The sequence below is a fragment of the Croceicoccus sediminis genome (genome assembly GCF_007570835.1).
In the GTDB taxonomy this organism is placed as follows: Bacteria; Pseudomonadota; Alphaproteobacteria; order Sphingomonadales; family Sphingomonadaceae; genus Croceicoccus; species Croceicoccus sediminis.
Genome location: NZ_SUNC01000003.1, coordinates 105,266 through 130,485, shown reverse-complemented (window position 1 = coordinate 130,485; position 25,220 = coordinate 105,266). Strand labels below are relative to the sequence as shown.

Here is a 25,220-nt window from a genome sequence, read left to right as displayed (position 1 = left end):
CATGAAAGCAATCTGCTATACCGACGATCGCTCGCTCGAAGTGCGGGAGGTCCCGACCTTGACCGAGCCTGCCGCGGGGCATGTCCTGGTGGACATGGAGGCGGCCAGCATCATGCACGGGGACAAGTTCTTCCTCACGCATCCCTTGCCCAACGGCACGTGGGCAACCGCCTTGCACGACATCTACGGCACGAATGGCGCAGGCACGATCGCTGCGATCGGGGAGGGGGTTCCGGAACGCTATCTCGGCCGCAAGGTGGCGATCTGCAAGGCGCTGAAGCCAAGTGCGGAAACCACCGGCGTGTGGTGCGAAAGAGCGCAGGTGCGCTACGAAAGCTGCCTCATCCTGCCCGACGACCTGCAGGCGCGGGACTATTCCGGCTCCTTCGCGCATATCATGACCATCCTCTCCTTCCTGGTGCAGGCCAAGGCCGAGGGGCATCGCGGCATCATCGTCACGGCAGGCTCCGGCGCGACCGGACTGATCGCTGCATCGCTGACGCGCCGTCTGGGCGTGCCGGCGATCTTCCTCGTCCGGTCGGAGGCATCGCGCGACGATCTCGTGGGCCGGGGCATCGAGAATGTCCTGCTGACGACCGAAGCCGATTTTCCGCAGAAATTGCAGGATCTGGCCGCGCGCCTTGACGCGACCGCCGTGTTCGACGCCGTTGGTGGAGAACTGATCGGTGACATGATCCCGGCCCTGCCGAATGGCGGTACGATCTATGTCGCAGGCATCATGAACGCATTGGCGCCGACGACCTTTTCGACGATGCATGTCGTGGAGAAAAACCTCACGATAAAGCGCTTCTCCCTCCTGGAGACGGAGACGGTTCTCGATCCCGAAAAGCTCGATGCCGCGACCCGCGAAGTCGAAGCCCTGGTCGACGATCCGCTTCTGCGGACCAAGATCGGTAAGGAATTTCCCCTCGACCAGATCGATGAGGCGATGAAATACAATTCGTCGTCATGGGCACGGGCCGTACTGGTCGTTCGCTGACGATGAACCCTATCCCTCGTTCGGCGATGTGATGTCGTCGGTAGCGGAGACTGGCCGATCGATCATCGGCGCGGGAATGCTGCCGCCGACTTCCCCGCCCGCCTTGGACTGGCCGGGGCATACTCCTGAGTTCAGTTGCGACGACAGCCTTTACACGGGCGTCGTCAGTCTGACACAGAGTTGGTAACCGGTATGGTTTCAGGGGGCCGCGCCGCGGCTTTGTCGATTTGAGGATTGGGGCGTGAGTAGCAAGACCACCAAGGCTGTCGATGACAAGCCGCACCGGGCTCCGGCGCGCGGGTCGGGCCGCCGTCCGGGACGTCCAGCCGCCAGCGAACAGGGTGGGGTCAGCCGGCGCAGCATCCTTCAAGCCGCGCTCAAGATGGCGAAGACGGTTGCCTTGCAGGACCTGTCGATCGTCGCCGTCGCCAAGTCGATGGGCGTTACGCCTGCGCTGATCCATTATTATGTCGGTGGCCGCGACTGGCTCACTTCGGGCGTCATGAACCTGTTCTACAAGAGCATGATCAGGAAGTGGCCGGCCACGACCGACGACTGGGAGCAGGACGTTCGCAACGCGGCCAAGGCCTTTTTCGACCATCTCGTGGCCTATCCGGGCATCTCCGCCTATCTCGTTATGAACCACCAGTTCCGCGTCTTCCAGCTGACCGCGTTCGGGGACCGGGATTATGGTGCCGAAATGCTCGACCGCTTCGTCGGTGCGATCCGTCTGGCGGGGCTTTCGGCGGAACGCACGGGTATTCACTCGCAGCTCATCCACGAATTCGTGATGAGCACCGCGCATCAGGCAACGCACGCGCTGCTACCTGCCGACCACCGCCAGTTCCTTGAAGACAAGCTGGCGAGCCTGGACCCTAGCCGGACGGAGAATATCGTCTTCGGCAAAGTCGCCCCTCTACAGCTCAATGCCGATCGCTTTTTCGAAGAGGGGATGTCCCTCTTCATCCTGGGCATAGAGCGTGATCGCCAGATCGAAGGCGCTGCTGACCCGGCGAAATCCGGCTCGCGGTAACCGAGCGGGTCGGCGACCACAGCGCATCCAGGGCAGCGAGGCGATCCCGCAATGTCGGGCCGCGTTGCTGCACTGCTGATTTGACGACCCCCTAAATTACTCTACATTGCCTTACTAACGGCGATGAGCGGTGGGGTTCTGCACGCTCAATCGTGCAAGGGTGAGGACCAGAAATGGCAAACAAGCTTACGAGCGATCCACGTTCGTCGATCCATCGGCGCGATTTCCTTGGCGGTTCTGCGGCGCTCGGCGCGGCGGCTTTGAGCCCGGTTGCCAAGGCGCAGGGGCAACCCACGGCCGATGCTTCGCCCCACCGCATCGACGTGCACCATCATTTCATGACGCCGCGTTCGGTAGAGGAGACGCGCCCAAAGTTCATGCGCGAGATTTCCGGCATGAACAATTCGCACGTGCTGGAGTGGACGGTTGAAAAGAGCCTTGCCGCGATGGACGAGGCCGGTGTTGCCACGGCCATGTTGTCGTTGAACAGCCCCGGTCCGTGGTCCGAGACGAAGGAGGGCTCGCGCTCGCTGTGCCGGCACTGCAACGAATTTGCCGCGCAGGCACAAGCGGACCATCCCGGCCGTTTCGGGCATTTCGCCAGCCTGCCGCTTCCCGATGTCGATGGTTCGCTTGCCGAAGCGGCCTATGCGCTGGACGTGCTGAAGGCCGACGGCTTCGTCATGCGGACGAGTGACGAGGACAAATGGCTGGGAGAGCCGTCCTACTGGCCACTTTATGAAGAGCTGAACCGGCGCAAGGCGGTCGTCTTCGTCCACCCCGCGACCCCGGCGTGCTGCCAGGAAATGAACATGGTCAGCCCACCTGCGCTGCTCGAATATCCGTTCGATACGGCGCGGGCGATCACGAACTGGATCTATAGCGGGGCAGGGGCGCAGTTTCCCGACATTCGCCTGATATTCACGCACGGCGGCGGCGCCATGCTCATGATCCTCGATCGCCTTGCCGCGGTCGTCCGCGTAAAGCCGGAACTGGCGGAACGCGTTCCGCAAGGCGCGCTGGAAATGCTCAAGTCGTACTTCTTCGATACCGCGCTCGTATATAACGAACCGGCCTTTGCCGCCATGCGCGCGGCGCTGCCGCTGTCACAGATCCTGCTCGGTTCCGACACGCCTTATATACCGATCGCCCCATCCGTGGCGGCGCTGTCGAACCTTGTTCCGGAGCCCACGGCGCTGCGCGCGATCGAGCGGGACAACGCGCTCGCCCTGTTCCCTCGGCTGGCATAGTTCGCCTGCCCTGACGGGCCGCGCACCGAGCTCCGGCTGACACAAATAAAATGGCGCTTTCGAGGGCATCGCTGGGCTGGATATTTAACGCCCGTGTCAATACAACGATGCTCCGATAGAATTCAGGGAGTGAGAGATGTTTGCATGGCAGGCCGACAAGTTCGGCGAACCGCTTGATGTTCTGGAACTGAAGGACATGGAAAAACCGGTTCCGGGGCCGGGCGAGGTCGTGATCAAGGTCAGCGCCGTGGGATTGGGCCTGCCCGATATGATGTCGGTGCAGGGCCGCTATCCCTTCGTCAGCGCATGCCCCGCCATTCCGGGACATTCCTTTTCGGGCACGATTGATTCAACCGGGCCCGACAGCGCGTTTTCTCCGGGCACGCGCGTCATGGCGCGCACGATGTACAAGAACCAGGCGGGCGCGCTGGCCGAATATGCGGTTGCGCGCGAATTCGACACGTTCCCCGTGCCCGACGCGCTCGACGATGCGCAGGCCGCAGGCTTCGTCGTTCCGTACCACACCGCCTATGTCGGTCTCGTCAGCCGGGGCCAGCTTGCGGCCGGTGAAGCGCTGCTGGTCCTTGGCGGGTCCGGGGCCAGCGGATCGGCTGCGATCGAACTGGGCAAGGCGCTGGGCGCGCGCGTGATTGCAACCGCTCGCGGGGATGCCAAGGCTGACTTCTGCCGAAAGCTGGGCGCTGACGAGGTTATCGATCCCACGCAGGTCCACGTCGGCCAGGCGGTCCGCGAACTGACCGACGGTCACGGGGCGGACCTGATCTTCGACCCTGTCGGCGGCGAGCCGAGCGATCAGGCGGTTGAGGGCATTGCTTTCAAGGGCAGGCTCGCGCTCATCGGAATCTCGGCCGGTTTTCCAACCCTGAACCCGCTCGACATGATCGGGCGGACTTATTCCGTGATCGGTGCCGCGCTTCCCAATCGCACGGCGGCAGAGCGGGAGCAGGCGATCAAGGACCTGGATGAACTGGTCACGAGCGGGAAGATCTCGGTGCCGATCGAAGGGCAGTACACCTTTGACGAGACTCCTCAGCTGATCGCTCGGCTGGGCGGCGAAATCATGGGCAGGCACATCATCAAGATCTAATCCGCGCGGCTCGAACCTGGCGTGACGTGGCGAACCAAGGCCGCGTCACGCCTTTGGTTCAGCGCGTTCCCGCAAGCCCTCCGTCGACCGGCAGAACGATGCCCGTAAGATAGGCGCCGGCCCGGCTCGACAGGTAGATGATTGCCCCTGCGATATCGTCCGCCTTGCCCACTCGGCGCATGGGGACCTTGCTTGCAAGAGCATCCGATCCGTCGAGCAGATGTGCCGTCATGTCGGACGGGAAATAGCCCGGTGCGACGGTGTTGACGTTGATATTGTGCGAACGCAGATCGGAGGCGAGCTGGCCGCCCAGGAAATGGATGGCGGCCTTGCTGGCGCCATAGCTGTAAGCGGTGAGATCGTTGACCGCCGTGCCCGCGTAGGACCCGATGTTGATCACGCGCGAGGGATCACCATTACTGCCTGCCGCTTCCAGCTCGGGAAGAAATTCCTGGATCATGCGAAACGGCCCCTGGACATTGACTGCCATCACCCCGGGCCATCCTTTGTCGGGGAAAGTTTCGAACGGTCCGCCCCACGTGCGGCCTGCGTTGTTGACCAGGATGTGCAGCGCCTTTTCACCCTTCTCGCGGAAAAGCGCGCCCAGTGCGGCGATACCCTCCGGGCTCCCGGCGTCACCGGGCAGGGCTTCGCATTGGCCCAGCGCGCTCAATTCCTCGGCCGCCGCGCGAACGTCTTCTTCCTTGCGCGAGGTGATGTAGACCTTCGCCCCGGCCTGCAGCAAACCGGCGGCGATCATCTTGCCCAGACCGCGCGCACCGCCGGTGACCAGCGCGACCTTGCCGGTCAGCGAAAACAGGTCGGCGATATCCAGGGTGTTGGGTTTGTCGGCGGTGTCGGCCATTATGGAACTCTCCGTTGTCTTTATCTTGAAAATGGCAGGCATTCAGAAGGCGGGATAGCGCGCGGGAAATTCGGCGCCGTCCATCAAATCATCCCCCCGATCGCCTGTTGTCCGGCCCGCCGCCGACAAAATCGCGCTCTCGGCCTGGGCAACCCCTGCCGGATCGGAATTTCATCGAACCTGTCGGAAATGGCAAGCCGGCCGAACTTCGGTTGCGTACGTAATGTGGTTGACGATATGCCTTTTAATAGGCATGTCAATAATTACCAGTCGCAAGGCATGGTTTCCGATCGATGGCAGCGGCCACGAATTGCAAAAGCAGGATGCAGGATGACAGAGGCTTTAATCTACGATCACGTCCGCACGCCCCGTGGGCGCGGCCGCGCGGACGGCTCCCTTCACGAAGTGACATCGGTCGAGCTGGCGACGCAGCTCCTGAAGGCGCTTCGCGAACGTAACGAACTCGATACCGCGCTGCTCGACGATGTCATTCTGGGCAGCGCGCAGCCGGTGGGTGAACAGGGCGGCGTGCTGGCGCGCGCGGCGGTTCTCAATGCCGACTATGCGCAGACCGTGGCGGGCCAGCAGGTCAACCGGTTCTGTGCATCGGGCCTCGATTCGGTGAACCTGATCGCGGCGCAAGTGATGGCCGGCATGATCAAGGGCGGCATCGGCGGCGGTGTCGAGGCGATGAGCCGGACGAAGCTGGGCCACGACAGCGGACCGTGGGTCGCCGATCCGGCGATCACGATCGACAATCACTATGCCCCGCAAGGCATCGGCGCGGACCTGATCGCAACGCTTGACGGCTATACCCGCGAGGATGTCGACAACTACGCGATAGAGAGCCAGCGCCGCGCGGCGGAAAGCTGGGAAGAAGGCCGTTTCGACCGTTCCATCGTGCCCGTGCGCGACGTTCTTGGCGACGTCCTGCTCGACCATGACGAGGCCGTTCGACCCGGCACCACGCTGGACCAGCTGGCCAAGCTGAAGCCTGCATTTGAAGGGTTTGGGAAGGCCGGGTTCGAAGCCGTGGTCAAGGACCGCTATCCCGAAGTCGAAAAATTGAACTACGTCCACCACGGCGGCAACAGTTCGGGCATCGTCGACGGGTCCGGCATGGTCCTCGTCGGGTCCGAGGAATTCGGCAAAAGCGCGGGGCTGAAACCGCGCGCCCGGATCCGCAGCTATGCCAGCATCGGGTCCGAACCCACGATCATGCTCACCGCCCCGGCGGCGGTCAGCGAAAAGGCCCTGGCCATCGCGGGGATGAGCAAGGACGATATCGACCTGTTCGAGCTGAACGAGGCGTTTGCCAGCATGATGCTGCGCTACATGCACACGCTCGACATTCCGCACGACAAGATCAACGTGAACGGCGGCGCGATCGCCATGGGCCACCCGATGGGTGCGACCGGCGCGATGATCCTGGGCACCGTCCTCGACGAGCTGGAGCGCCGTGATCTCAGCACCGCTCTCGTCTCGCTCTGCGCGGCGAACGGCCTGGGATCGGCCACGATTATCGAGCGCGTCTAATCGCGCCATCGGAACGAACGGGAAGAACATGCGACATCTGAACATCTCGAAAGACGCCGATGGCGTAGCCACGATCACCCTCGACAATGCCGACGCGCCGATGAACATCATCTCGCTCGATTTCGTCGCGGACATGGAAGAGGCGATCGCCAGCGTGACCGCCGATGCGGACGTGACGGGCGTGATCCTGACCTCGGCCAAGTCGGCCTTCATGGCGGGTGCCGATCTCAAGTACATGGTCAACGCCTATGACGGCATGACCAAACGCGAACATCTCGGCTTTTCGCAGAAAGTGTCGGGCATGCTGCGTTCGATCGAACGGTCGGGCAAGCCGTGGGTCGCGATCATCGACGGGCTGGCGCTGGGCGGCGGGCTGGAATTGGCGCTGGCTTGCCATCGCCGCATCGCGACCGACAATCCGGGCACGGCTGTCGGTCTGCCAGAGGTCAACGTCGGGCTTCTGCCGGGCGCGGGCGGGACCCAGCGTCTGCTGCGCATCGCGGGCGTGAAGGCGGCGCTGGACCTTCTGCTCTCGGGCCGCCAGATCGATGCCGAGGAAGCGCTGTCGCTCGGCATCGTCGACGAGATCGCACCGGCGGGTGATGCCGCGGCCAAGGCAAAGGCATGGCTTGCGACGAACCCCGACCCGGTGAAGCCCTGGGACGTCAAGCGCGCGAAGGCCCCGCAACCGCTGGGCATCCTGGTTCCGTCCGATGCGGCCGACTATTCGATGGCAGCCGCCATGGTGGCGAAGAAGGCGGGCTATAACCAGCCTGCCGCAGCTGCGATCCTGAAGACCGTTTACGAAGGCGCGCAGCTGCCCATCGACAAGGCCCTGTCGGTCGAAAGCAAGTACTTCGCGCAGCTGCTGGGCAGCCCGGTGGCGCGCAACATCATGCGCACCAGCTTCATCAGCCGCAAGGCGGCCGAAAAGGGTGCGCGGCGCCCTGCGGGCGTGCCGAAATCGAAGGTGTCAAAGGTCGGCGTGCTTGGCGCGGGCATGATGGGGGCAGGCATCGCCTACGTCTCGGCCAAGGCGGGCATCGAGGTCGTCCTGATCGACCGCGACGTCCCTGCGGCGGAGAAGGGCCGGCAGTATTCGGCCAAGGTCACGCAGAAGCTGATCGCGAAAGGGGCCATGTCGCAGGACAAGGCCGATGCCATCCTCGGCCGGATCACCGCGACTGATGACTTTGCCCTGCTCGAAGGCTGCGACCTGATTGTCGAGGCCGTTTTCGAAGACCTGGCCATCAAGGCGGAAACCACCGCCAAGGCCGAGGCGGTCATCCCGGAAACCGCGGTGTTCGGCTCCAACACTTCGACCCTGCCGATCAGCGAGCTGGCCAAGGCGTCCAAGCGTCCCGACCAGTTCATCGGTATCCACTTCTTCTCGCCGGTCGACCGGATGAGCCTTGTCGAAGTGATTATGGGGCAGCAGACCTCGGCGGAAACGCTGGCCAAGGCGCTCGACTACGTGGCGCAGCTGCGCAAGACGCCGATCGTCGTCAACGACAGCCGCGGATTCTACACCAGCCGCGTGTTCCAGACGATGATCCACGAAGGCGCGGCCATGCTGGGCGAAGGCGTGCCGCCCGCGGTGATCGAGAATGCGGCGAAGTCCATCGGCATGCCGGTAGGTCCGCTGGTGCTGCTGGACGAGCTGAGTTTCGACCTGCCGCTGATGATCGTCGATCAGGCTATCGAGCAGGAGGGCGACAAGTATCTCGTCCCCGCCGGTGTCCAGACGCTGCGCCGGATGCGCGACGAGATCGGCCGTGGCGGCCGCAAGTCGGGTGGCGGTTTCTACGAATACAACGAGGACGGCACGAAGCAGCTCTGGAAAGGGCTTGCCGAGCATTTCCCCGTGAAAGGCGACTGGAACATCGACGACCTCAAGGCGCGCTTCCTTTACACGCAGGCTGTCGAGACGGTTCGCTGCCTTGAAGAACGCGTGCTCGAAACGCGGGAAGATGCCGACCTTGGATCGGTCTATGGCTGGGGCTTCCCGCTCTGGACCGGCGGGACGATCAGCTACATCGATACGGTAGGTGTTCCCGCCTTCGTGCGCGAAGCCGACCGTTTGGCACAGCTTTACGGCCCGCGTTTCTCGGCTCCGAAAATGCTCCGCGACATGGCAAGCGAGGGTAAGCAGTTCTACCCTGCGGGTGAGGCCGAAGAGGCCGTCGCACAGGATCGTGCCGAGCTGGCCAGCAGCTAGATACCGATCGAGCAAGAATGAAAACAAGACTATCGGGAGAAGAATGATGATCGGTGGCGAAGTACCGAACGGAGATTACCCGCTGATTATCCGTAACCTGCTGCCGACCGTGAACCGGTCGACCGTGGCGGGTGAGATCGTCGACGCCAGCGGGTTGCGCTTCACTTACGCGCAGTTCGAGGAACGGGTCGCGAAACTGGCCGGCGCGCTGGCAGCGTGCGGGGTGGAGCAGGGCGACACCGTTGCGGTGATGGACTGGGATACCCACCGGTATCTCGAATGCTTCTACGCGATTCCGTCGATGGGTGCGGTCCTGATGACCGTCAACATCCGCCTGTCGCGCGAACAGGTCCGTTATACGATCGGCCACGCCGGGGCGACGACGGTTATCGCGTATCCCGAATTCCTGCCGTTGCTTGTCGGCGGTGGGCCGGACCTTGATCTCAAGCGAATCATCGTCGTCGGCGATGCGGGCGATTTTGTGCCGCCGCCGGGGGTGGAAATGTTCGAATTCTACACCATCACCGATGAGGCACCGTCCGAGTTCGACTATCCCGAAGTGGACGAACGGTCGCGGGCCACGATGTTCTACACATCTGGCACGACGGGCAATCCCAAGGGCGTCTATTACTCGCACCGGCAGCTGTTCCTGCACACGATGTCCGTACTCGCCACGTTCGGCACGGCACCGGCGCAAGGGCGGTTCGGCGCGGACGACGTCTACATGCCAATTACGCCCTTGTTTCATGCCCACGCATGGGGATTTCCTTATGCTGCGACATTGCTGGGCACAAAACAGGTCTATCCGGGGCGTTACAAGACCGACGTGCTGCTCCGCCTGATCAAGGAAGAGGGGGTCACATTCTCCCACTGCGTCGCATCGGTGCTGCGCATGATGCTTGACGAGGCAGAGGAAAGCGGCGTCAGCCTGGCGGGCATGAAGGTTCTGATCGGTGGCGGTGCGCTGCCCGAAGGGCTGGCCCGCGCCGCGCTTGAACAAGGTATCGACATCTTCAGCGGCTACGGCATGTCCGAGGCCTGCGCCGTCCAGACCATCAACCACCTGACGGCAAGCGAAGTCGCCGCCCCGGTGGAGCAGCAGCTCAGCCTGCGCACCCGTCCCGGTCGGCCGATCCTGCTTTGCGACATCCGCACGGCCGCGCCCGATCTCAGCGCGACGGCGGTTGGCGAAGAGGGCGAGGTCGTGTTTCGCGGTCCGTGGCTGACCCCCGGATACTGGCGCAACGAAGAAGCGTCGAAGGAACTTTGGCGCGGCGGCTGGCTGCATTCGGGCGATATCGGCAAGTTCGGCGAAGACGGCGCCTTGCGGATTACCGACCGGGTCAAGGACGTGATCAAGTCGGGTGGCGAATGGATTTCCTCGCTCAAGCTCGAAAGCCTGATCTCGCAAGTCGAAGGCGTTGCCGAGAGCGCGGTAATCGCAATTCCCGACGACCGTTGGCTGGAACGGCCCATGGCGCTGGTCGTGCCGCGAAAGGGCTACGATCTCGATGTCGAGACCATTCGCGCCGCGCTCCAGGCCGCGGCAGCGGCGGGCGATATCCCGCGTTACGGCGTGCCGGAACAGATCAGGCTCGTCGACGAACTCGACAAAACCAGTGTCGGCAAGCTCGACAAGAAAGCCCTGCGTGCGCGCTATGTCGAGAAGGTCGACTGAGATGATCGCCGCAAGCCACCAACCCTGCACAACCCAATCCGGGGCTAACTCATGCAACGTCTGATCTTCGAACCCGAGCACGAGCAATTTCGCGACAGCGTTCGCGCCTTCATGCAAGCCGAAGTCGGCCCCAACGCCGAACGCTGGCGCGAGGCGGGCATGGTGGACCGCGAAGTCTATACCAAGGCCGGCGAGGCCGGTCTTCTGTGCACCTGGGCGGACGAGAAGTACGGCGGCGCAGGCGTCGACGATTTCCGTTTCGAGCAGATCATCGTCGAAGAGAATATGCGCCACGGCGACATCGGCTTCTACATCAACCTGCACAGCAACCTTGTCGCGCCCTACATCGCCAAGCTGGGCAACGAGGAGCAGAAGGACCGGTTCATGCCGGGCATCGTCAGCGGCGAGACGATCCTTGCCGTTGCAATGACCGAGCCGTCGACCGGAAGCGACCTTGCCGGCATGCGGACCACTGCGGTGCAGCGCGGCGACGACTGGGTGTTGAACGGGGCCAAGACCTACATCTCGAACGGAATCCTGGCCGACGTCGTCATCGTCGCGGCGCGGACCGATCCCGACAAGCCGCACGGGGTTAGCTTGTTCATCGTCGAACGCGGGATGGAAGGGTTCGAACGCGGGCGCAAGCTCGACAAGATGGGCCTGAAATCGCAGGATACCGCCGAACTCTTCTTCGACGATGTCGTCATTCCGGCCCGCAACCTGATCGGCGAGGCGGGCAAGGGCTTTCAGTACCTGACCCGCCTTCTCGCGCAGGAACGGCTGGTCGCCGCGATCGGCTTCATGGCAACCTCGCAGGTCGCTTTCGACCTCACCCTCGATTACGTGACCGAGCGAAAGGCGTTCGGAAGGCCGATTGGAACGTTCCAGAACAGCCGCTTCAAGATGGCCGAGATGCGCACCGAACTCGACGTTGCGCAGACTTTCATCGATCAGTGCGTCCTGCTGCTGAACGCTGGTGAACTCAGCGGTGAAGATGCCGCCAAGTGCAAACTGCACGCCAGCGAAGTCGAAGCGCGCGTGATGGATGCCTGCGTCCAGCTTCACGGCGGTGCGGGATACATGGACGAATACCGGATCAGCCGCCTCTATACCGATGCCCGCATCAGCCGGATTTTCGCAGGCACGAGCGAGATCATGAAAGAGATCATCGGGCGCGGACTGGGTCTCGACGAACGCAAGGTGGCTTCGCGGTAATGTCCCGGCCTTTGGATATCGAAAAGCTGCGGGCCTACACCGTGCCCGAGGTTCGACAGGCATACGACCCGAAGGACGTGATGCTCTACGCGCTGGGCGTCGGGGCGGGGCTCGCCGATTTCGACGAACTGCGCTTCGTCTACGAAGACGGCCTTATCACGCTTCCAACGATGGGACTTGTCCTGGGGTCGGCCGGGTTCTGGGCGATGGATCCGCAATCGGGGATCGATCCGGCTTGCGTGCTGCATGGCGAACAATCGATGCGGCTGCACCGGCCGCTGGATGTCAGTGGCGAAGTCGTTGGCCGGACGACGCTTGGCGATGTGATCGACAAGGGGCCCGGGCGGCCCGCGCTTTTGCCCATCACGCGCGAACTGACTGACGTCCACACGGGCGAAGCTATTGCGACGCTCGACGAGATATGGGTTCTGCAGGGGGCGGGCGGTTTCGGCGGCGCCAATGGCGCTGCAGGGGCGCCGAAAACCGATCTGCCGCAGCGCGATCCCGACGGGACGCTGTTGCTGCCTACCGCCATCAACCAGGCGATGATCTATCGGCTGTCGGGCGATTACAACCCGCTGCACATCGATCCGCGCGCTGCGGCGAAGGCGGGTCTGGCCAGCCCGATCCTGCATGGCCTTGCGACTGCGGGCGTCATCGGGCGCGCGCTGGTGCGCCTGTGCTGCGACGATGATCCGACGCGCGTTTCGGCGCTGCGCTTCCGCTTCACGGCGCCGGTCTTTCCGGGCGAGGTGATCCTGACCGAGACGTGGGCGACCGGCGATGGCCGCCACCTGTTTCGCGCCAGCATTCCGTCGCGCGGCATCGTCGCGGCGATGGGCGAGGTTGAGTGCGACGGGTTTCAAGGACACGACAAAGAAGATTTGATCGAAAGGGTTGCGGTATGACGGGGCAGGGCGCGTTGGCGGGCGTAAGGGTCGTCGAAATCGATGCGATCGGACCGGTGCCGCTGGCGGCGACGATGTTGGCCGACATGGGGGCCGAAGTGCTTCGCATCATGCGCCCCGCGCGGGCGGACAACCCGTGGGACGACGTCGGCGATTCGGTCCTTCATCGCGGAACGCAGAGCGTCGAACTCGACCTAAAGGCAGAACAGGACAAGGCGCTGGCGCTGATTTCGAATGCCGACATCCTCATCGAGGGGATGCGGCCCGGCGTCATGGAGCGGCTCGGCCTTGGCCCCGATGCCTGTTTCGAAGTCAATCCGGCGCTCGTCTATGGACGCATGACCGGCTGGGGTCAGTATGGTCCGCTTGCCCGGCAGGTCGGGCATGATCTCAACTACGTCGCGCTTAGCGGCGCGCTGCGGGCGATGGGTAACCCCGGTTCGCCGCCGCCGGTGCCGCTCAACCTGATCGGCGATTATGGCGGCGGAACGATGTTCCTGCTCACCGGCGTGCTCGCCGCGCTGGTCAGCGCCCGCACCACCGGCAAGGGCCAGGTCGTCGACGCGGCGATGGTCGACGGCATCGCGATGATGACGTCGGTGTTTCAGGCATGGCGCGCAAGCGGCGAGTGGACCGACGAGCGCGGTGCGAACCTGCTTGACGGAGCAGCGCCCTATTACCGCTGCTACGAATGTGCCGATGGCGAATATATCGCGATCGGACCGATCGAACCGGCGTTCTTCCGCGCGTTCCTGCGCGGGCTCGGCCTGCCCGAAGACACGCCACAGGGGAATCGCGAAACCTGGCCGGAAATGACTGCTCTGTTTGCAGAGCGCATTGCACAGCGCACGCGCGACGAATGGGTGGAAGTGTTCGATGGGACCGACGCCTGCGTCACCCCGGTGCTGAGCTGGGACGAAGCCGCACGCCATCCGCACAACGTCGCGCGCGAAACCTTTGGCGAGCGGGACGGCGTCGTGCATCCGGCGCCTGCGCCGCGGTTGTCGGGAACGCCTTCTTCAATCAGGGAGCGTTCAACCGCGTCGTATGACGAGATGCTGGCACGCTGGGCGCGCTGACCGCTCTGCCCCGACGAAGGGGCGAGCGACAGGTGGCGCGCAAAACAACGGCGCACCGAAGGGAAACTTCGGTGCGCCGATCGGCCCGTAATCGGATCAGCTATCTGCGCCTTCGAGAGACTTTTTCGACTTGGCGTTCGGCTCGGCCGCATTCGCCGATTGCTCGCTCTCGATCATCTTCTTGAGGATTTGCCGGGCACGACCTGCGGCACGGTCGGTGGTCAGGAAGATCGGATTGAGATCTTCGAATTCACGACCGGCCATCCGATCCCGGACGAGACCGATCATCGGTTCGTCTTCGTTGCGGAAAGCGTTGTCGGTGATCTGCCACACCAACTTGGTCATTTCCTCATCGTCGATCAGGCGATTGCGACCGTTCGTCCAGAAATAGTGGGTGCTGTCCTTGGTTTCCGGCGTCAGGAAATGCGACGCGGGGAATATGATCGCGTCGTCGTCGACGGGTGCGCCGCTTTCCTTCACGATGACCTCGAGATAGAGGTTGCTGGGCGCTTCCCAGCGCATGTTTGCCCAGCGGTCGCAGCGTTCCGACGAACTGGTCCAGAACGGCTGCACGGCAGGTGAAACCGGCTCATCGTCGAAGCGATAGTTGGCATAGACGGTCGCGCCTTCCAGCCTCGTTTCGAACTTCGTCGATTCCGGGCTGCCGAAAGCGGGGTGCAGGAATTCTCCGTGCGTAAGGTCCAGCAGGTTGTCCACGACGAGCTGGTAATTGGCGTGCACCATGAGACTGCCCTTGGCCGCGGTGAAATCATCACCGGTCAATCGCGGGCCGAAATCGGGAAGCTTGGCTTCATCCGCCTGCTCCGGGTCGCCCATCCAGATCCACGTCAGGCCATACCGCTCCATCAGGGGATAGCGGGCAACCGAAGCCGCCTTGGGCACGGGTCCGTGATAGTTGTAGATACAGCTGCCATCGGTGCCGAACCGCAGGCCGTGATAGGGACACTGGATGGCATCGCCGACGAGCGTGCCCTTGGACAGGGGGGCAAAGCGGTGCGGGCATCGATCCGACAGGGCGATCGAATCGCCATTGGTATCGCGATAGAGGACCACAGGCTCGTCCAGGAATGTCTTTGCAAGCGGTTCGCGTCCGATCTCTTCGGACCAGGCGGCCGCATACCAGGCATTGCGCAGATAAGTCATTTTTCCCTCTTCCGTCGAATTGTTCGACTTTTATCGCATCAAGGCGTTTGTCAATTTAGATCACTATTAAAAAGATGATGCAAGTTTTCCGTTCGGTTAATCATCGCGGCGTCATGCGCGCACCCGCATCGAGATCGAGTGTGGTTGCGTTGAGATACGAATTTTCGGCGATATGACGCACCAGCCCGGCAAATTCGGACGGTTTTCCCATGCGGCTGGGATAGAGGATCATCCGGTCGATGATCGACTGCGACACATTGTCCGGCATACCCGCCACCATCGAGGTATTGAACAGTCCCGGCGAGATCGACACGACGCGGATGCCCAGCGACGCAAGATCGCGGGCCACGGGAAGGGTCAGGCCCATGACGCCCGCCTTGCTGGCCGCATATGCCGCCTGGCCGACCTGTCCCTGGGTCGCCGCACCCGAGGCGGTGTTGATAATGACGCCGCGTTCGCCGCTGTCGCCCTGGGGCTCGTTTCCGCTCATCGCCAGCGCGGCGAAACGGATCACGTTGAACGTGCCGGTCAGGTTGATCGAGATGACCTTGTTCCAGATGGCGAGCGGAAACGGTTCGCCGCGCGACACGGTCTTGGCGACATCGGCAACGCCGGCGCAGTTTACTGCGACATCGACGCTTCCGAACGCGGCGACGGCGGCCGCGATGCCGTCTTTCACGCTGGTCTCGTCCACGACATCGACATTGCGCGTCAGACAAGCCTCGCCCAGTTCATCCTTGAGCGCCTGCAGGCGATCTTCGTCGCGGTCGAATCCGACAATCCGCGCCCCAGCCCCCGCCAGTTCCTTGCACGTCGCGTATCCCAGCCCCGATGCGGCGCCGGTGACGACGGAGACTTTGCCTTGAAGGTCCATGTACGTTCCCCTTGATCCCTATTTTGCGAGGATGGTGACGCAGGCGACCGCTTCCTCGATGCCGACAAGGCCGCCACCGTTTTCCGCGATGGCGACTCGCGCGCCTTCAACCTGGCGCGGCCCGGCCTCGCCGCGCAGCTGCATCGTCAGCTCATAGACCTGTGCAAGGCCCGTCGCGCCGACCGGGTGACCCTTGGATTCGAGCCCGCCCGACGGGTTCACGGGCACGCGGCCGCCGATCGTGGTTTCGCCCCGCTCGCTCACCGGTCCGCCATCGCCGAGTGCGCAAAGGCCGAGGTTTTCGATCTGGATGATCTCTCCCATGGCGGTCGCATCGTGCACTTCGGCGACCGAGACATCTTCCGGGCCGACGCCCGCCATCTCGTAGGCGCGTCTTGCCGCCCGCGCGGTGCAGTGGTTGCCGAAGTCGGTGGGGTCGCGGTCACTGCCGGTCTGGACGACCGAGGCGAGGAGCCGGACCGCGCGCGAAGGATCGATGCCGTGCCGTTTAAGTCCCGCCGCAGTTGCCAGCACGACAGCTGCGCCCCCGTCCGAAACGGGTGAGCACATCGGCAGCGTCAGGGGATAAGTGATCGGCGGCGCTGTCAGCACTTCGTCGATCGAATAGGGCACCCGGTATTGCGCAAGCGGGTTTTCGACCGAGTGCTGGTGGTTCTTGGCCGCGACCGCCGCGATCTGGCGCTGCGTCGTCCCGAACGTCCGCATGTGAAGGCGGGAAAAGGCCGCATAGACGTCCATGAAGACGCTGTAAGGCTTGTCCGAAGTGGTGCCCGGCGGCGGTTCGACACCTTCGCCCAGTTCCATCAGCCGCCGGCTGATCGCTTCGGTGTCGCTGACATCCCATGCGCTGTCGAACGCGCCGAACATCAGCGCGCGGTCCTTGGAAAACATTTTTTCCGCCCCGACGGCAAGAGCGATATCGCCATCCCCCGCCTTCAGGAAATTGACGGCAAGGTTCAGCGCGGAGCTGCCGCTGGCACAGGCGTTTTCGACGTTGACGACCGGGATTTGCCCGATGCCCATGGCGCGCAAGGCGATCTGGCCGCGCACCATGTGCTGCCCTTCCATGTGCCCTTGCGAGGCATTGGCGAAGTAGGCCGCCTCCAGCGCGGATGCCGCGATCCCCGCATCGGCAAGCGCTGCGGAAACCGCTTCGCGGGTCAGCGTCTTCATGTCCTTGTCGAGCATGCGCCCGAAGGGGGTCATGCCAACCCCTGCGACGAAGATTTCCTGCATTGCCTCTCGCTCCAGATCTCGTGTTTTGGGTTGCGCGCGTTGTCGCACCCTTGCCGCTGATTCAGCTCACGGGTCGGCTCAGCAGCCTTTGAACGATGGCTTGCGCTTCTCGGCGAAGGCGGCAAGCCCTTCCTGCAGGTCATGGCTGTGCGTATGGACTTCGGAGACGAGCACCTCGGCCCGCTGAGCCACGTCCTTGGGTTGTTCGAGCCCGTCGTCGACCAGCGCCTTCATCCGGCGCAGGACCAGCGAGCTTTTCGACGCCAGCTTGGCGACAAGCATATCGGCCGCCTCAGCCAGTTTGTCGTCATCGACGACCTCGTTGACGAGACCGCATGCGACAAGCTCTTCAGCCGGTACGAACTCGCCGGTGTACATCAGGTATTTCGCGCGCGTCGGGCCGATCTTTCGCGGCAGGCGCACCGATCCGCCGCCACCCGGCAGCAGTCCGAAATTCGCGTGGGCATCGCCCAGTTTCGCCGATCGCGCGGCGATGACCAGATCGCAGCACAGCACGATTTCCAGCCCGCCCGCCAGCGCCAGCCCGTTGACCGCGGCGATCACCGGGCGCGGACAGCTTTCCAGCCGGTTCATCATGTCGAGAAGGGCATCGAGGAATTTCGCCGTCGCGGCGGAATCGCCCTGCGCGTTTTCGCTGACGTACTTCAGATCGGCCCCGGCGCAGAACGCGCGGCCCGTTCCCGTCAGTACCACGGCCTTGATGTCGGGATCTTCGGCCAGGTCCAGTGCGGCATTCACGCCCGTCACGACATCGGGCGTGATCGCGTTCATCGCATCGGGGCGGTTGATCGTAATCCAAACCGCACCGCCGCGCACCTCTGTCAGAACAGGTTCGTGGGACATGTTTTCTTCCTCTTCCACCGCGGCGTCATTCTTGGCCTAAACGGCCCTGCTAGTTATTTCCCTTGCGGCCCATGGTGCAACAGAATAATTGTCACATCTCAAAATAAATTTCGATCCTTGGGATCGTGTTTCAGGAGAAGATATGCTTGGCAACACGGCCATCGCGCCCGCGCTGCGCGCGAAACTCGCCCTTCCGGTGCTGGCCGGGCCGATGTTCCTGGTTTCGGGGCCGGAGCTTGTCATCGCGTCTTGCAAGGCCGGTATCGGCGGGTCTTTTCCGACACTCAATGCCCGCACGCCGCAGATTCTCGACGAATGGCTGACGCGCATCTCGGCGGAACTGGATGCCGATGCCGCTCCTTATGCGGCAAACCTGATCGTCCACCACACCAATCCCAGGGTCGAGGACGACCTTGCCTTGATCGTGAAGCACGAAGTGCCGCTTGTCATCGCCAGTGTCGGCAATCCGGCGCGGGTCGTCGATGACGTGAAAGGCTATGGCGGACTGGTCTTTGCCGACGTGGCATCGGTCAAACATGCCCGGCGCGCGGCCGAAGCCGGTTTGGACGGACTCATCCTGCTTTGCGCGGGTTCGGGCGGTCACACCGGCTGGCTCAATCCGTTCGCTTTCGTGAACGAAGTGCGCAAGTTCTTTGCCGGTCCCCTGGTTCTCGCCGGGGCGCTGTCGAACGGCCGCGCCATCCATGCGGCCGAAGAAATGGGCGCGGATTTCGCCTATGTCGGGACCCCGCTCATCGCGGCGAGCGAGAGCATGGCCGAAGACGACTATCGCCAGATGCTGATCGAAAGCTGCGCCGACGATATCGAGTTGACCGCCGCGCTCACCGGCATGCCCGCCAACATGCTGCGCAAGAGCATCGAGCGCAGCGGTTTCACGCCAGAGTCGAGCCACAGCGGCGCCTTTCATGCCGAGAAGGGGACCGAGAACCTGCGGGCATGGCGCGATATTTGGAGCGCGGGGCAGGGCGTTGGTGAAATCCAGCGGATCGAGGCGACCCAGGATATCGTCTCGCGCATGGCGCAGGAATATCGCGATGCCCGCAAGGCGAGCCTGGAGCGGCTCTCGCAAGGTTGACGTTGGCGGTCTGATAAAGCCGGCCACGGCGCGCTGAGAATGTCCGAAAGGACGTCCCGGCGGGGTAGGCTGCCCCTGGTATCGCGCCGCCGGTGGCGGCGAGGACCTTACAGGTTTCGGGCGATGATGTGCTTCTGGATGTGGCTCGTGCCTTCATAGATCTTGCAGACACGGGCATCGCGGTAATAGCGCTCTACCGGGAAGTCGGAGAGATAGCCGTAGCCGCCGTGGATCTGGATCGCTTGGGAACATACTTTTTCCGCGATCTCGCTGGCGAACAGCTTGGCGATCGACGCTTCCTTGGCGCAAGGCTGACCAGCTTCGAGCAGGCGCGCGGCGTGGATATAGTATTGGCGGGCCACGTCGACCTGCATCGCCATTTCGGCCAGTTCGAAGGCAACACCCTGTAGTTCGATGATCGGCTTGCCGCCGACTTCCCGTTCACGCGCGAACCTGACTGCGGCGTCGAGCGCTGCCTGCGCGATGCCGACCGATTGGGCCGCGATGGAAATGCGTCCGTCCGACAGGCCGGACATGCCAATGGCATAGCCGCCGTCGACCGAACCGAGTACGTTGGCCGCCGGTACGCGCAGATCGTCAAGCTGGATCTGGGCGACGTGCGCCGTGCGCTGCCCCATCTTTTCCTCGACACGGGCGACGACATAACCGTCTGCGGGAGGTTCGACGAGGAAGGTGGTGAATCCCCGCTTGCCCGCATTGGGATTGGTGCGGGCCAGGACGATAGCCACGCCCGCCTCGTTGCCGTTCGAAATAAACTGCTTGGTGCCGTTGATGATGAAATCGTCGCCGTCGCGCCGCGCCGTCGTGCGAAGCGCCGAGGTATCCGAACCCGCCTGCGGCTCGGTCATCAGGAACGCTCCGATCTTTTCGCCCGCCGCCATGGCCGGCAGCAGCCGCGCCTTTTGTTCGGCGTTGCCGTGCGTCGCGATGATATGGGTCGCGCCCAGCGAGTGGACATGGACGATCGTACCGATGCCGCCATCTGCCGCGGAGATTTCCTCGATCGCGAGGCAATAGGCGAGGAAACCCGTTTCCGATCCGCCGAATTCCTCGGGCACCGTCATGCCCATGAAGCCCTGGGCGGCAAGCACCTTCAGTTCCTCGGTCGGCCATGATGAGGTCCGGTCGCGCTCCGCCGCGGTGGGGGCCAGAACGTCGTTGCCGATCTTCCGCGCCATGTCGCGGATCATGGTTTCCTGGTCGGACAACATCATCATCTATTCCATCGAATTGGGGATGTGCGCGTGCCGTCCGAAACCGGGGCAGGCGGCTTTAAACGGATCGGCGCCGGGCAGCGAAATCGAACGGTAGAGACGTCCGATTTCCGCCACCCGGCGCCGGTCGTGCCTTATGCAGGCTGCTGGGTCAGATTGACCGACAGTTCGCGATGCAGGCCGTCAAAGCGGGTGTTGTAGGCATGCGAACGTGCGGTCGAAAGGTCGCGATAGATACGCTGCATGCGCTGTCCGTCCATCGCGGCGCCGGTGCCTGCCACGCGGTAGAGCAACTGCATCGCTTCCCAGGCCATCTCGATCACTTCGCCGCAGATCACGTTCGAGAGCAGCTCCCGCGGATCGTTGGGATCACGCAGGCCGAGCATCTGGAGACGGGCGTCTTCGGTCCACTTCTCGCAGGCATCGTGATAGGCCGATTCGGCCGTCGTGAGCTTTGCCGCAGCCGCGCCGTACCAACGCTGATAGTCGGTGTTCTCGCCGCGAAGCGTGATCGGCGGGATCACGGTGGTCTTGGTCTGCATGAGCTTGGTGCACTCTTCCAGCGCACCCTTGACCATGCCGATGCAAAGCGCCGCAGGTTCAAGCAGCCAGAGGCTCATCGTGCCGCCGAAATAGAGCGGGTTGTCGAGATCGGTGTCGATCTCGCTCTTGGGCGGCAGGCGGTGGTCGATGATCGACCTGCCCTTGAGGCCCCAGGATGCCGGGATGCGGGCATTTTCCAGCTTGATGCTGTGCGAGCCGCTGCCCTTGAGGCCGAGCGCTGCGCCCCAGTCGTCAAGGCGCGTCCACTGATCGCGCGGGACGATGAAGGTCATCAATTCAGGGTCGCTGCCATCTTCATTGGTGGCGATGGTGTGGCTGAGGAAGTGCGACGAATAGGGAATGCCGGAGCAGTAGTTCCACTCGCCATCAAGCTGCCAGCCGCCATCGGGAAGGCGGATCGCCTTGCCCTGCGGACGCGTCGTGGTCGCGGCAATGAAGGGCTCGTCGATGTCGAACACTTCGCGCTGCGCTTCTTCGCTGTACATGCCGCAAAGCGTTACGGCGTGGGCCGAGCCGAGGCAGAACTGCCAGGCGGTCGACGGACAGCCGGTCGCCAGTTCCATGACGACCCGGTAATAGGTCTTCACGTCGAGATCGAGGCCGCCGAACTTTTCAGGCACCAGGATTCCGTAGAGTCCCGCCTTTTCGAAGGCCCTGTGCGTTTCTTCGGAATAATAGGTGCGCGCCTCGGTCTCCGCCTGGCGGGCTACGAGGTCGGGGATCATATCGTGGGCACGCTGAACCAGCGTGTCCCGAATGTCCTGATCATCCACGGTTTCCGGATGCTGCATAACCGCAATCTGGCTCGACATATTTTTTCGCCTTATCTGAATTGAACCACGGTAAAGTCAGCGGATTTTGACTGGGTCAGAATCGCAGATGACCTTCCATCCTCTCTCTCATTTAATAGGGGTAACAAATTATCGGTCTGGCGTCAAGCTTGTGCGCGCATCCTGGCGACACGCTCTCCGCCTGAAACCGGGCCAGGGGCGAGGACCGCGCGACGCTGCGACGGACCGTTTCCGATCCATTTCCGCTGCGCGATGCCGAAGTCCTCGCCATGGCCATGATCATCCGTTCGGGAAGCGCTTGACGTAGCCGGTCCAGCCCGCGTTGACGTCGCGCACGCGCTCTTTCAAATCCATCGCCGCCTGGGTCAGTTCCATCGGGTAACGCGTCTCGACCATGACCGAGATGAAATCGGTGTACTCGGGATCGAGATTGGCTTGCGCGCGGGCCGCCTCGAAGGGCTTGGCTTCTGGGCCGTGCGCCCCCCAGTTGTTGGTGATGCGGATGCCGCCGTTCGGATCGAAATCGTCCTTCACCGGCCCGCCCGTGACGAGGCTGCTGATTTCGCAGACGGCGTTGCGGTGGAAGCCGGGCAGATGCAGCGTGTTGTCACCCACGACCCAGCGCGGCGGGATGATCATGACGTCGGCATTGCAGCCGCTGACATCGTGCGACGGCGACGCAAGCGCGCAGAAAATCGACGGGTCCGGGTGGTCGACGGTCGACGTACCCATGGAGACGAACTTGCGCATGTCGTATTTATAGGGTGTCAGGCTGCCGCGCCATGCCACGACGTCGAAGGGCGAGTGGTCGATCACGCTTGACCAGAAGCGGCCGGCGAGCTTCTGAATCACCTGCGTCTCGACGTCCAGGTCTTCGAAACTTGCAACCGGCGCCTCGAAATCGATGGCATTGGCGTTCCCGTTCGAACCGATCAGGCCCAGCTCGGGCAGCACCCAGGGATGGCCATAGTTTTCGTAAACAAGGCCGCGAGCGAACGCGCCCTTCAGTTCGACGCGGAATTTCACACCGCGCGGGATCAGGACCATCTCGCACGGCTCGGCCTCGATCACGCCAAATTCGGTCATGATGCGAAGATCGCCCTGTTGCGGCACGATGAGCAGTTCACCGTCGGAGTTGTGGAAGGCGCGGTTTTCCATCGACTTCGTGGCGCGGAAGAAATGGACCGCCACGCCCTCATGCATCATGGGCGAACCGCACGCGCCAAGCGTCAGCAGGCCTTCGAGGAAATCGGCGTCGACACCTTCGTCCTTGCGCTGGGTCCAGTAGACACGGTTGGGCAGCGGCGGCACGTCGAGGGGAGGGGTGCGGAAATCGCCGCCGTCCCAGGGCTCTGCCTCTCCGCCAAAGACGGACGGACGGATGCGGAAGACGTAGCTGCGCCGATTGAGATGCCGCGGGGCATAGAACGAAGCACCGGTTACCAGCTCGCTGTAAAGACCAAGCGGAACTTTCTGCGGGCTGTTCTGACCTTTCGGGAGAGCGCCGGGGACGGCCTCTGTCTCGAACTCGTTCCCGAAGCCGACCTGGTATCGCAGCGCGCCTGACGCCTCGTTCGCAGTCTTGAATTGCTTGGCATCCGCGACGTCGTTCATTGTTCGATCCTCTCGCTTTGGCGTGCCGATCCGGTTTCGCACAGAAGCACAGGATCAGCCGTTTTGGTTTAGCGGGACGCTATCATCAATTTATAGGGCTAGCAAATCATTTGAGATCATGTAAGTGAAGGACGGCATAGGGACGCCAGCGGCACAATCGGTCGTGGCTGGTCCCGGCAGGCGTCGGTCTGCATGACGAAGATATAAATATTCAGGAGGAGCAGGATGGTGGTGGAAAAGGGCAAGTTCGAGATCGAGCGTTCGCTGGTGAGCATCGTGTATAACGACACCCTGGCGACCCGCGATGTCTATGGCTTCAGAAGCGCGGCCGGTAACGTCCAGCTCGACGGTTTCCTGATGCGGCCCAAGGGCAAGCCTTCGAAGACTCTGATCATGTACATGCATCCGGCGTCGATGGTGAACCACCTTCCGCTTCCGTCCGAACTTGTCGGCATGGGCTTTCACGTGCTGACTGCGGGAAGCCGCTACAACCGCAACGAAGCCGCGCTGATTATGGAAAACGTCGTGCGCGACTACGGCGCCTATGTCCGCCACATGAAGGAGGAGATGGGCTACGAAAAGGTCGTCGTGGCCGGATGGTCGGGCGGCGGCTCGCTGACCGCGTTCTACCAGGCAATGGCCGAAAACCCGACGGTCACGCAGACGCCTGCGGGTGACCCGGTCGACCTGTCGGGGCTGATCCCGGGCGATGCGATGATCTTCCACGCCGCGCATCTTTCCCGTGCCGAAATCCTGCGCGATTTCATCGATCCCTCGGTCATTGACGAGCACAATCCCGCGATCCGCGATCACGAGCTCGATCTCTACAGTCCGCGCAATCCCAATCAGCCGCCCTATAGCGCCGATTACCTTGAGTATTTCCGCAAGTCGCAGCTGGCCCGCATGCGCCGCAGGACTGCGCTTGCCAAGGAGACGCTGGACCTGATTCGTACGGGCACGACCGACGAGATCGAGCGGTGCATGGTGACTCACCGGACGCTGGCGAACCCGCTGTTCCTCGATGCGACGATCGATCCCAACGACCGCCGTATCAACTGGTGTTTCATGGGCGATCCCAAGACCGCGAACAGCAGCCCGGCCGGGGTCGGGCGGTTTTCGAACACGCGTGCATGGCTGTCGCAGTGGTCGATCGACGACACCAACGCCCATGCCGAAAAGCATGCTCCCAACATCTCGATCCCGATGCTGGCGATCGAGAATTCGGCCGACGACGCCATCCCCGGCACCCACACGACGCGGTTCTTCAATGCCTATGGCGGCAAGGACAAGACCTACAAGCTGATGAAGGGTGCCAACCACTACTACGTGGGCCAGCCGCAGGAACTGGCCGATGCGCTCGACCTGATCCACGGCTGGCTTGACGAACGCGGCCTCGTAGACTGAGGCTCAGACGCCCTCGGTGATGAAGGCGCGGTAGTCGGCACCCAGGTGCCGGTGCTTGCGGGCCTCGGTGTATTCCGGCGAATTGTACCAGTCCCTGGCAGCTTCCATCGTCGGGAAGGACAGGATCACCGCGCCTTCGATCGGCGGACCTTCCAGCGTTTCGCATTCGCCATAGGCGGCCAGCCGGCCCATTTCGCGTCCCGCGAAGCTGGCCTTGGCGCCAGGCGAGTAGGCCGCCATTTCGGCAGCGTCTCTGGTGCGGTCACGCGTGAAAACAACATAGGCAGTCATCGGGTATCGGATCCTTTCTTGCGCCGCGGGACAGCAGGATTTGCCATCTCGGTGTGGGGCCGGACAAAGCCGGGCGCCGGCATGCGGGCCGGATTCAATTCCGGGCCCCAACGGTAACGATCGCCTATCATTATCTTGACAGGGGGCACAATTGATATGAGTTTCTTTGCAAACAA

General features: G+C 63.0%; 21 protein-coding genes. 12 read left to right on the top strand and 9 right to left on the bottom strand.

Annotation, left to right across the window (positions count from 1 at the left end; all coding sequences use genetic code 11):
• The first annotated feature begins 1 nt into the window (after position 1).
• The 4 genes from FAX90_RS11330 (at position 2) to FAX90_RS11315 (ending at position 4,391) form a co-directional block, all read left to right on the top strand.
• Positions 2-1,000, top strand: coding sequence for a zinc-binding dehydrogenase (locus tag FAX90_RS11330; RefSeq protein ID WP_144097532.1), 999 nt, complete (start codon positions 2-4; stop codon positions 998-1,000).
• Positions 1,001-1,241: 241 nt separating this feature from the next.
• Positions 1,242-2,033, top strand: coding sequence for a TetR/AcrR family transcriptional regulator (locus tag FAX90_RS11325; protein WP_144097531.1), 792 nt, complete (start codon positions 1,242-1,244; stop codon positions 2,031-2,033).
• 173 nt (positions 2,034-2,206) lie between these two features.
• Positions 2,207-3,283 (top strand): amidohydrolase family protein, encoded by a 1,077-nt coding sequence (locus tag FAX90_RS11320; protein WP_144097530.1) that lies wholly within the window; start codon positions 2,207-2,209, stop codon positions 3,281-3,283.
• Positions 3,284-3,419: 136 nt separating this feature from the next.
• The gene (locus FAX90_RS11315; protein WP_144097529.1) at positions 3,420-4,391 is read left to right on the top strand and encodes a zinc-binding dehydrogenase; all 972 of its coding nucleotides are present in this window, start codon (positions 3,420-3,422) and stop codon (positions 4,389-4,391) included.
• Between the two features lie 58 nt (positions 4,392-4,449).
• Here FAX90_RS11315 and FAX90_RS11310 read toward each other — a convergent pair whose 3' ends face one another.
• Entirely contained in the window at positions 4,450-5,256 is an 807-nt protein-coding gene (locus FAX90_RS11310) for an SDR family oxidoreductase (protein WP_240704873.1), read from the bottom strand.
• Positions 5,257-5,586: 330 nt separating this feature from the next.
• Here FAX90_RS11310 and FAX90_RS11305 point away from each other — a divergent pair, with 330 nt between their 5' ends.
• Genes FAX90_RS11305 through FAX90_RS11280 form a run of 6 tightly spaced genes read left to right on the top strand, consistent with a single transcriptional unit; the run spans position 5,587 to position 13,890 of the window.
• Positions 5,587-6,792, top strand: a complete 1,206-nt coding sequence (locus FAX90_RS11305; RefSeq protein WP_144097528.1) for an acetyl-CoA C-acetyltransferase — start codon at positions 5,587-5,589, stop codon at positions 6,790-6,792.
• 28 nt (positions 6,793-6,820) lie between these two features.
• The gene (locus tag FAX90_RS11300) at positions 6,821-9,010 is read left to right on the top strand and encodes a 3-hydroxyacyl-CoA dehydrogenase NAD-binding domain-containing protein (RefSeq protein ID WP_144097527.1); all 2,190 of its coding nucleotides are present in this window, start codon (positions 6,821-6,823) and stop codon (positions 9,008-9,010) included.
• A gap of 43 nt (positions 9,011-9,053) precedes the next feature.
• Positions 9,054-10,688, top strand: coding sequence for a long-chain-fatty-acid--CoA ligase (locus tag FAX90_RS11295; protein WP_144097526.1), 1,635 nt, complete (start codon positions 9,054-9,056; stop codon positions 10,686-10,688).
• A gap of 51 nt (positions 10,689-10,739) precedes the next feature.
• Complete coding sequence (locus tag FAX90_RS11290) at positions 10,740-11,903, top strand: acyl-CoA dehydrogenase family protein (protein WP_144097525.1); 1,164 nt, start codon at positions 10,740-10,742, stop codon at positions 11,901-11,903.
• Complete coding sequence (locus FAX90_RS11285) at positions 11,903-12,811, top strand: MaoC/PaaZ C-terminal domain-containing protein (protein WP_144097524.1); 909 nt, start codon at positions 11,903-11,905, stop codon at positions 12,809-12,811. Before FAX90_RS11290 ends, FAX90_RS11285 begins: the two co-directional genes overlap by 1 nt.
• A complete protein-coding gene (locus FAX90_RS11280) occupies positions 12,808-13,890 on the top strand; it encodes a CaiB/BaiF CoA transferase family protein (RefSeq protein ID WP_144097523.1) in 1,083 nt (360 codons plus the stop codon). The genes FAX90_RS11285 and FAX90_RS11280 overlap by 4 nt, the downstream gene beginning before the upstream one ends.
• A 96-nt stretch (positions 13,891-13,986) precedes the next feature.
• Here FAX90_RS11280 and FAX90_RS11275 read toward each other — a convergent pair whose 3' ends face one another.
• The 4 genes from FAX90_RS11275 to FAX90_RS11260 all read right to left on the bottom strand — a co-directional run bounded on the left by FAX90_RS11275 (position 13,987) and on the right by FAX90_RS11260 (position 18,049).
• Entirely contained in the window at positions 13,987-15,054 is a 1,068-nt protein-coding gene (locus FAX90_RS11275; RefSeq protein WP_144097522.1) for an aromatic ring-hydroxylating oxygenase subunit alpha, read from the bottom strand.
• Between the two features lie 100 nt (positions 15,055-15,154).
• On the bottom strand, positions 15,155-15,928 hold the full coding sequence (locus FAX90_RS11270; protein ID WP_144097521.1) for an SDR family NAD(P)-dependent oxidoreductase: 774 nt from the start codon (positions 15,926-15,928) through the stop codon (positions 15,155-15,157).
• An 18-nt stretch (positions 15,929-15,946) separates the two neighbouring features.
• Positions 15,947-17,185, bottom strand: a complete 1,239-nt coding sequence (locus FAX90_RS11265; protein WP_144097520.1) for a thiolase family protein — start codon at positions 17,183-17,185, stop codon at positions 15,947-15,949.
• 78 nt (positions 17,186-17,263) lie between these two features.
• A complete protein-coding gene (locus tag FAX90_RS11260) occupies positions 17,264-18,049 on the bottom strand; it encodes an enoyl-CoA hydratase/isomerase family protein (RefSeq protein ID WP_144097519.1) in 786 nt (261 codons plus the stop codon).
• A 142-nt stretch (positions 18,050-18,191) separates the two neighbouring features.
• On the opposite strand from FAX90_RS11260, the gene FAX90_RS11255 reads away from it, so the two are divergent.
• The gene (locus FAX90_RS11255; protein WP_144097518.1) at positions 18,192-19,145 is read left to right on the top strand and encodes an NAD(P)H-dependent flavin oxidoreductase; all 954 of its coding nucleotides are present in this window, start codon (positions 18,192-18,194) and stop codon (positions 19,143-19,145) included.
• A 107-nt stretch (positions 19,146-19,252) separates the two neighbouring features.
• Here FAX90_RS11255 and FAX90_RS11250 read toward each other — a convergent pair whose 3' ends face one another.
• The 3 genes from FAX90_RS11250 to FAX90_RS11240 form a co-directional block, all read right to left on the bottom strand.
• A complete protein-coding gene (locus tag FAX90_RS11250; RefSeq protein WP_240704872.1) occupies positions 19,253-20,383 on the bottom strand; it encodes an acyl-CoA dehydrogenase family protein in 1,131 nt (376 codons plus the stop codon).
• 131 nt (positions 20,384-20,514) lie between these two features.
• The gene (locus tag FAX90_RS11245; protein WP_144097516.1) at positions 20,515-21,756 is read right to left on the bottom strand and encodes an acyl-CoA dehydrogenase family protein; all 1,242 of its coding nucleotides are present in this window, start codon (positions 21,754-21,756) and stop codon (positions 20,515-20,517) included.
• A gap of 258 nt (positions 21,757-22,014) precedes the next feature.
• Positions 22,015-23,349, bottom strand: coding sequence for a homogentisate 1,2-dioxygenase (locus FAX90_RS11240; RefSeq protein ID WP_144097515.1), 1,335 nt, complete (start codon positions 23,347-23,349; stop codon positions 22,015-22,017).
• Between the two features lie 225 nt (positions 23,350-23,574).
• Between FAX90_RS11240 and FAX90_RS11235 the strand changes: the two genes are divergently transcribed.
• Positions 23,575-24,753, top strand: a complete 1,179-nt coding sequence (locus FAX90_RS11235) for an alpha/beta hydrolase (protein WP_240704871.1) — start codon at positions 23,575-23,577, stop codon at positions 24,751-24,753.
• A 3-nt stretch (positions 24,754-24,756) separates the two neighbouring features.
• Here the strand turns inward: FAX90_RS11235 and FAX90_RS11230 are convergent, their stop codons facing one another.
• Positions 24,757-25,044 carry a DUF1330 domain-containing protein gene (locus FAX90_RS11230; RefSeq protein WP_144097514.1) on the bottom strand — a complete coding sequence of 96 codons (288 nt, stop codon included), beginning with the start codon at positions 25,042-25,044 and terminating at the stop codon, positions 24,757-24,759.
• Positions 25,045-25,220 lie beyond the last annotated feature (176 nt).